The organism is Citrobacter sp. wls710, from assembly GCF_005281115.1.
GTDB classification, from domain to species: Bacteria; Pseudomonadota; Gammaproteobacteria; order Enterobacterales; family Enterobacteriaceae; genus Citrobacter; species Citrobacter werkmanii.
This window is the reverse complement of the sequence record NZ_SZXD01000058.1, coordinates 266191-273992: the sequence shown is the minus strand read 5'-3', so window position 1 is coordinate 273992 and position 7802 is coordinate 266191. Positions and strand designations below refer to the sequence as shown.

The 7802-nt window shown below is 48.9% G+C and carries 7 protein-coding genes, 2 tRNA genes and 6 other RNA genes; 4 read left to right on the top strand and 11 right to left on the bottom strand.

Annotation, left to right across the window (positions count from 1 at the left end):
• From FDX14_RS22865 to FDX14_RS22820, 10 genes are all read right to left on the bottom strand, one after another.
• Positions 1-66: non-coding RNA, RtT sRNA (locus FDX14_RS22865), on the bottom strand; the annotation flags it as partial.
• 45 nt (positions 67-111) lie between these two features.
• A non-coding RNA gene (locus FDX14_RS22860) (RtT sRNA) lies at positions 112-242 on the bottom strand.
• A 45-nt stretch (positions 243-287) separates the two neighbouring features.
• Positions 288-418, bottom strand: a non-coding RNA gene (locus tag FDX14_RS22855) — RtT sRNA.
• Positions 419-463: 45 nt separating this feature from the next.
• A non-coding RNA gene (locus FDX14_RS22850) (RtT sRNA) lies at positions 464-595 on the bottom strand.
• 45 nt (positions 596-640) lie between these two features.
• Positions 641-772: non-coding RNA, RtT sRNA (locus tag FDX14_RS22845), on the bottom strand.
• Positions 773-817: 45 nt separating this feature from the next.
• Positions 818-902: transfer RNA gene (locus tag FDX14_RS22840), tRNA-Tyr, on the bottom strand.
• Positions 903-938: 36 nt separating this feature from the next.
• A tRNA-Tyr gene (locus FDX14_RS22835) sits at positions 939-1023 on the bottom strand.
• Positions 1024-1056: 33 nt separating this feature from the next.
• Positions 1057-1188: non-coding RNA, RtT sRNA (locus FDX14_RS22830), on the bottom strand.
• Positions 1189-1361: 173 nt separating this feature from the next.
• Positions 1362-2204 (bottom strand): formyltetrahydrofolate deformylase, encoded by an 843-nt coding sequence (purU, locus tag FDX14_RS22825; RefSeq protein WP_003020737.1) that lies wholly within the window; start codon positions 2202-2204, stop codon positions 1362-1364.
• Between the two features lie 55 nt (positions 2205-2259).
• The gene (locus tag FDX14_RS22820) at positions 2260-2715 is read right to left on the bottom strand and encodes a YchJ family protein (RefSeq protein WP_042308037.1); all 456 of its coding nucleotides are present in this window, start codon (positions 2713-2715) and stop codon (positions 2260-2262) included.
• A gap of 111 nt (positions 2716-2826) precedes the next feature.
• On the opposite strand from FDX14_RS22820, the gene rssA reads away from it, so the two are divergent.
• From rssA to galU, 3 genes are all read left to right on the top strand, one after another.
• The gene (gene rssA / locus FDX14_RS22815) at positions 2827-3738 is read left to right on the top strand and encodes a patatin-like phospholipase RssA (protein WP_061381231.1); all 912 of its coding nucleotides are present in this window, start codon (positions 2827-2829) and stop codon (positions 3736-3738) included.
• 89 nt (positions 3739-3827) lie between these two features.
• Positions 3828-4841 (top strand): two-component system response regulator RssB, encoded by a 1014-nt coding sequence (rssB, locus tag FDX14_RS22810; protein ID WP_038641109.1) that lies wholly within the window; start codon positions 3828-3830, stop codon positions 4839-4841.
• Between the two features lie 204 nt (positions 4842-5045).
• Positions 5046-5954, top strand: coding sequence for a UTP--glucose-1-phosphate uridylyltransferase GalU (gene galU / locus FDX14_RS22805; protein ID WP_038641107.1), 909 nt, complete (start codon positions 5046-5048; stop codon positions 5952-5954).
• A gap of 137 nt (positions 5955-6091) precedes the next feature.
• Here galU and hns read toward each other — a convergent pair whose 3' ends face one another.
• The gene (gene hns / locus FDX14_RS22800) at positions 6092-6505 is read right to left on the bottom strand and encodes a histone-like nucleoid-structuring protein H-NS (RefSeq protein ID WP_003020723.1); all 414 of its coding nucleotides are present in this window, start codon (positions 6503-6505) and stop codon (positions 6092-6094) included.
• A gap of 629 nt (positions 6506-7134) precedes the next feature.
• Between hns and tdk the strand changes: the two genes are divergently transcribed.
• Positions 7135-7752, top strand: a complete 618-nt coding sequence (gene tdk, locus FDX14_RS22795) for a thymidine kinase (RefSeq protein ID WP_042308040.1) — start codon at positions 7135-7137, stop codon at positions 7750-7752.
• Positions 7753-7802: the final 50 nt, after the last annotated feature.

Below are 7802 nucleotides of genomic sequence, written 5' to 3'. Positions count from 1 at the left end.
GCTTTCTCGCTGACGCTCGAATCGAACCTTAGTCGAAGATTCTCATCCTTCCAGCATGGGCAGAATATAGGGCATTACAGTTAAATTGGGGGTTGATGCTTTATGAAGTGATGGTGGTGGGGGAAGGATGACTCAGCGCTGCGCGCTTCGCCCTTCGGGTCGTTGCCTGCGGCAACGCTTTCTCGCTGACGCTCGAATCGAACCTTAGTCGAAGATTCTCATCCTTCCAGCATGGGCAGAATATAGGGCATTACAGTTAAATTGGGGGTTGATGCTTTATGAAGTGATGGTGGTGGGGGAAGGATGACTCAGCGCTGCGCGCTTCGCCCTTCGGGTCGTTGCCTGCGGCAACGCTTTCTCGCTGACGCTCGAATCGAACCTTAGTCGAAGATTCTCATCCTTCCAGCATGGGCAGAATATAGGGCATTACAGTTAAATTGGGGGTTGATGCTTTATGAAGTGATGGTGGTGGGGGAAGGATGACTCAGCGCTGCGCGCTTCGCCCTTCGGGTCGTTGCCTGCGGCAACGCTTTCTCGCTGACGCTCGAATCGAACCTTAATCGAAGCTTCTCATCCTTCCCGCATAGGCAGAATATAGTGCAGTAAGGTTTGATTTTGCTGAAGTGCGACAGGGAAATGATGGTGGTGGGGGAAGGATGACTCAGCGCTGCGCGCTTCGCCCTTCGGGTCGTTGCCTGCGGCAACGCTTTCTCGCTGACGCTCGAATCGAACCTTAATCGAAGCTTCTCATCCTTCCCGCATAGGCAGAATATAGTGCAGTAAGGTTTGATTTTGCTGAAGTGCGACAGGGAAATGATGGTGGTGGGGGAAGGATTCGAACCTTCGAAGTCGATGACGGCAGATTTACAGTCTGCTCCCTTTGGCCGCTCGGGAACCCCACCAGGGGTATACTAATTTTATGAATCTACAGGAATGAATGGTGGTGGGGGAAGGATTCGAACCTTCGAAGTCGATGACGGCAGATTTACAGTCTGCTCCCTTTGGCCGCTCGGGAACCCCACCACAGGGTAAATTCATTATGCTGCTCGCATTCTATAGCGGTAAGGATTATTCGGAGCTAAAGCTCCTCACCCTTCGGGCCGTTGCTTGCGGCAACGTTCTCTCACTATCGCTCGAGTCGAACCTTGAAGTCGATGACGGCAGATTTGCAGTCAGCTCCCTTATTATCGCTCGGGAACCCCACCACGGGGTAATGCTAATTACTGGCCTGCTTCCTTTGGAAGCGGGGCGCATCATATCAGATGATGCGCCCCTGTAAAGTATTCCGTTGATAAAAAAGAACTGGTTGCCTGATTTTTACGCGTAAAGATGTAAAGGTAACCAATTATATTATCAATCGATTACAGAATAATCGTTCGGTTACCGTAAACAAAAACGCGTTGAGCCAGAACCTGATACAGCGCACGGCTTAATACATTTTTTTCAACGTCACGGCCGGCACGCATCATGTCCTCTGCGGTGTAGGTGTGATCAACATGAATTACGTCCTGCATAATGATAGGGCCTTCATCCAGGTTATCATTCACATAGTGGGCCGTTGCGCCAATGATCTTCACCCCGCGCTCGTAAGCCTGGTGGTATGGGCGAGCGCCAATAAACGCCGGCAGGAATGAATGGTGAATATTGATAATCTTATTCGGGAAGCGTGAAACAAAGGTCGGCGTCAGAACGCGCATATATTTTGCCAGCACAACATAGTCTGGTTGGTGCGCGTCGATAGCATCGGCCATTTTCTGATCATGTTCATCGCGGGTTAAACCCTCGTGGCTAACCAGCTCAAACGGAATATCAAAGCGCTCAACCAAAGGACGCAGCGTCTCGTGGTTGCCGATCACCGCAGCGATTTCAACATCCAGTCCGCCATAATTCGCTTTCATTAACAGATCGCCCAGGCAATGTGCTTCCTTGGTGACCAAAATGACGATACGGCGGCGTCCTGCTGGCGTTAATTCACGAATAGATCCTTCGGGTAAGGCGCTATCAAGATCGGCAAGCAGCGTGACGTCGTTAAAAATGCCCTCCAGTTCGGTACGCATAAAAAAGCGCCCGGTACGGTGGTCCACGAACTCATTGTTCTGCACGATATTCAATTCATGCTTGTAACAGATATTTGTAATGCGTGCGATCAGACCTTTTTGGTCCGGGCAAATAGTACGCAGCACTTTTCGTTGTAATGAATGCATTTGCAGCGGTGATCCTGTTGAGAATGTTTGCAAAATTGATACTGTCGGGCGTTGACTAGCCGCAGCACTTCTTAAATTTTTTACCCGAGCCACAAGGGCAGGTGTCGTTTCGTCCAATTTGAGGGCGTGTACCGTCTATATAGTACCACTGACCGTTTTCTTTTAAAAAACGAGAGCGTTCAATAATGGCGCCAGTTTTTCCCTGTTCAGAAAACCGCGCGACAAAACTGACGTAGCCGATATTTTCTGAATCTACCGTCTGTTGCTCAAAAACGGTCAGTCCCAGCCATTCGGTATGCGTAAATCCTGCGATAATGTCGTCACGAAACGCAGCGGCATGGCAGTCCGCATGCCAGGTCTTGATAAGGTAATCTGCGTCTTTCATCACAAAAGCGCAGTAACGAGAACGCATGAGGTGTGACGGCGTAGGTGCTACTTGCGCGCCGGACACATAACGGTAGCAACATAGGCTATACTCGACAGCGCTACCACAGGGACAAAGCTGAGACACAAAGTACTCCCTGGAATAAAAAAACGGCGTAAAAACGCCACGGTGGCACTATGTTAACTGAGCGGTAGCGATGTTGCTACGTCTGCAAGCCAGGGGAAGTTTGTACGTACAATGAGAAAAATTAAAATTGGGCTGGCGCTAGGTTCCGGCGCTGCGCGCGGCTGGTCGCATATTGGCGTAATTAAAGCCCTTAAGCATATGGGGATTGATGTAGATATTGTGGCAGGGTGCTCCATTGGTTCGCTGGTTGGCGCGGCCTACGCCTGCAATAAATTGCCTGCACTCGAACAGTGGGTTTGTTCATTCAGTTATTGGGACGTCTTACGCCTGATGGATCTCTCGTGGCGCAGGGGAGGACTATTGCGCGGAGAACGGGTGTTCAACCAGTACCGTAATGTCATGCCGGTAGAATCGATTGAACAATGCACACGCCGCTTTGCAACTGTTGCAACCAATTTAAGTACGGGCCGGGAACTCTGGTTCACCGAAGGTGATTTGCACCTGGCTGTCCGGGCATCCTGCAGTATTCCTGGTCTGATGTCCCCCGTAGCGCATAATGGCTACTGGTTGGTCGATGGCGCGGTGGTGAATCCCGTGCCCGTTTCCCTGACGCGTGCGCTGGGCGCCGATATCGTTATTGCGGTCGATCTGCAACACGATGCGCACCTGATGCAGCAAGATTTACTCTCCTTCAACGTCAGTAGCGATGCTGAATCAGGTGATGGCGCTGACGAACTCTCATGGCATGGCCGTCTGAAAGAGCGTCTGAGCAACATTACGGCGAGGCGGACAGTGACCGCGCCGACGGCGATGGAGATCATGACGACCTCTATTCAGGTTCTGGAAAACCGTCTGAAACGTAACCGTATGGCTGGCGACCCGCCTGATATCCTGATTCAGCCGTTTTGTCCGCAAATATCCACGCTGGATTTCCACCGCGCCAGTGCAGCAATTGCTGCCGGGCAGTTGGCGGTTGAGAAGAAAATGGATGAGCTTCTACCTCTGGTGAAGACCAACGTCTAGGCACTTTTTATCAATACTTAAGTTAAATCTGACAGGCGTGAGTAGCAATAGCATGCCACTATTTATTAAAGCCAGTCAGGGGGGAGAATATGACGCAGCCATTGGTCGGAAAACAGATTCTTATCGTTGAGGATGAGCCGGTATTCCGCTCACTCATGGACTCATGGTTTTCCTCTTTGGGAGCGACAACAGCGGTGGCCGGCGATGGGCTTGAAGCACTGGACTTACTAGGTCACTTTACGCCTGACTTAATGATCTGCGATCTGGCTATGCCGCGAATGAACGGTCTTAAACTGGTTGAGTATTTACGCAATCGGGGCGATCAAACACCGATACTGGTGATTTCAGCGACGGAAAACATGTCTGATATAGCCAAAGCGCTGCGACTCGGTGTCGACGACGTTCTTCTGAAACCGGTGAAGGATCTTAATCGCCTGCGAGAAACGGTTTTTGCGTGCCTGTATCCTAATATGTTCAATTCACGAGTTGAAGAAGAAGAGCGGCTGTTTCGCGACTGGGATGCCATGGTGGACGATCCTGCTGCTGCAGCTAAGCTGCTGCAGGAGTTACAGCCTCCAGTATCGCAAGTGATTTCACAATGTCGCATAAACTATCGGCAATTGGTTGCCGCCGATCAACCGGGACTGGTGCTGGATATTGCGCCGCTGTCGGATCACGACCTTGCTTTTTATTGTCTGGATGTCACGCGGGCAGGGGATAATGGCGTGCTGGCCGCATTATTACTGCGAGCCTTATTTAACGGCTTGTTGCAGGAGCAGCTAACGCAACAAAATCAGCGGTTGCCAGAGTTAGGTGCGTTATTGAAACAGGTGAACCATTTGCTGCGTCAGGCTAATTTACCCGGCCAGTTTCCTTTGCTGGTAGGGTATTACCACAGCGGGTTAAAAAACCTGATTCTGGTATCAGCAGGACTGAATGCGACATTAAATACGGGTTCCCATCAGGTACAAATCAGCAATGGCGTACCGCTGGGAACGCTCGGCAATACCTATCTTAATCAGTTGAGCCAGCGCTGCGAGTCATGGCAGTGCCAAATTTGGGGGGCGGGTGGTCGCCTGCGCCTGATGTTGTCTGCAGAATGAACAATTGAGCGGGGGAGGAATGAAATTGCTTCACCTCCCTCATGCTGCGAGTGCTACTATCAGCGCCAGATTTATTCGTATTTATCTTAATTATACCGACGTGCGTCCTTTTCAGACCAGAGGCTTACCGCTGTACTGATATACTTGGATGCGATACAGATTGATGAACACGTTCAATACATGAACAGTCCAGGAGAGTTTTAAATGGCTGCTATTAATTCAAAAGTCAAAAAGGCCGTTATCCCGGTTGCGGGATTAGGAACCAGGATGTTACCGGCTACGAAGGCAATCCCGAAAGAGATGCTACCGTTGGTTGATAAGCCATTAATTCAGTACGTGGTAAACGAATGTATTGCTGCGGGTATCACTGAAATTGTACTTGTAACTCACTCGTCTAAAAATTCCATTGAAAACCACTTTGATACCAGCTTTGAGCTAGAAGCTATGCTGGAAAAACGTGTAAAACGTCAGCTGCTGGAAGAAGTGCAATCTATTTGTCCACCGCATGTCACTATTATGCAGGTACGTCAGGGACTGGCTAAAGGTCTGGGACACGCAGTATTGTGCGCACACCCTGTTGTTGGCGATGAACCGGTTGCGGTTATCCTGCCAGACGTAATTCTGGATGAATACGAATCGGATTTATCCCGCGAAAACCTGGCCGAAATGATTCATCGTTTTGATGAAACTGGCAGCAGCCAGATTATGGTTGAACCCGTAGAAGATGTTACCGCTTATGGCGTAGTGGATTGTAAAGGCGTTGAATTAGCGCCGGGCGAAAGCGTGCCGATGGTTGGCGTTGTTGAAAAGCCGAAAGCTAATGTAGCGCCGTCTAATTTGGCGGTTGTGGGTCGTTATGTTCTCAGTGCGGATATCTGGCCTCTGCTGGCAAAAACGCCTCCGGGAGCGGGCGACGAAATTCAGCTGACTGACGCTATCGATATGCTGATTGAAAAAGAAACGGTTGAAGCCTATCACATGAAGGGCAAAAGCCATGACTGCGGTAATAAACTGGGCTATATGCAGGCGTTCGTTGAATATGGTATTCGCCATAATACCCTCGGCGCTGAATTTAAGGCCTGGCTGGAAGAAGAGATGGGTATTAAGAAGTAACCACCAGTAATTATCAGGTCAGAACGGTGCTGTTAATCCAGCGCCGTTTTTTTATACCTAATCCGGGGAGGGGCCATGCGAAGTACAGGTAAAAAAAATCCCGCCAGCGGCGGGATTTTAAGCAAACTATTTCTGAATTATTCCTTGATCAGGAAATCGTCCAGTTGCTTACCTTGTTCTTCCATCGCTTTTTTGATCACAGCCGGTGTACGACCCTGGCCAGTCCAGGTTTTAGTTTCACCGTTTTCGTCAACATAGCTATATTTAGCCGGACGCGCAGCGCGTTTAGCTTTGGTGCCAGATTTAACAGCAGCCATGCTATTCAACAGTTCGTTCGGATCAATGCCGTCAGCAATCAGCATTTCACGATATTGTTGCAGTTTACGAGTACGTTCTTCAACTTCAGCAGCGGCAGCGCTTTCTTCTTCACGACGCTCGCTAACTACAACTTCTAATTTTTCCAGCATTTCTTCAAGCGTTTCCAGAGTACATTCTCTTGCCTGCGCACGAAGAGTACGGATGTTGTTCAGAATTTTAAGTGCTTCGCTCATTGTAGTAATCTCAAACTTATATTGGGGGTGGTTTGTTGAGCTAATAATAGAGCGATAATTTCAGTTGTGCAATAGCCAGGAATGTAAGGAATTCAAAATTGCGCTTTATTTAGTATCAGAATTAATTCCTCTGTCTTAAATTCTCAGCGATGTTGGGCATAAAAAAGGCTTATTGGTGGGGGGGCTTCTCAACGGCTGAGAGTAAAAATTCAAGATTCAGGTCACATTTTATCGTGTGCAAATAGTATCACTTTGCAGTGATTTCAACCTTTTGTATTAGTTTTGCTTACGTGAATTCGCTATTACATGGCGGCGGTGGGGAGATTCAATAACAATAAGGGAACGGTTTCTTAATTGTCGACGCTTGATAAGCGAGACTGATAAATTTCATGAGCACTATTTGTGAAAGAATGTGTATATACGGTTCAGCTCCGGCTGTTTGGGCTAAGACGCCGCGCTATCATACTCCCACCCATAAAGGGCACCTGCATTTTCTGGTTATTAAGGCGGCACTGAGCGAGTCGGTACGCGCCTTTATACGTCTTTCGGGACAACGCTGCACCGACATGTTCGTGAAATATGATACAATCCAGCCCATATTTATTTCCCCAGATGAGGGTCTACGGTCAATGGCACAGCTATATTTTTACTATTCTGCAATGAATGCCGGTAAGTCGACTGCATTGCTGCAATCTTCGTACAATTATCAAGAGCGTGGAATGCGCGCTGTTGTATATACAGCGGAAATTGATGACCGTTTTGGCACTGGAAAAGTAAGTTCACGTATAGGTCTGTCGTCACCTGCAAAATTGTTTAACCAAAATTCATCATTGTTCGAAGAGATTCGCGCCGACAATGAGCAGCAAAGAATTCACTGCGTACTGGTTGATGAGTCTCAGTTTCTGACGCGACAACAGGTTTATGAATTATCTGAAGTTGTCGATCGGCTGGATATTCCCGTGTTGTGTTACGGCTTACGCACCGATTTTCGTGGTGAGCTATTCGGCGGCAGTGAATACCTGCTTGCATGGTCAGATAAGCTGGTTGAATTAAAAACTATTTGCTTCTGTGGCCGTAAGGCCAGCATGGTGTTACGTCTTGATCAGGCAGGAAGACCGTTTAACGAGGGCGAGCAGGTGGTTATAGGCGGAAACGAGCGCTATGTGTCGGTATGCCGTAAGCATTATAAGCAGGCGCAGTCTGAAGGCTCTCTGACGGCAATACAAGAACGACACAGCCACGATTAACCCTATGCGCTTCTGGGCGCTTATAAGCACAGGGTAGGCAACGAGTTCTC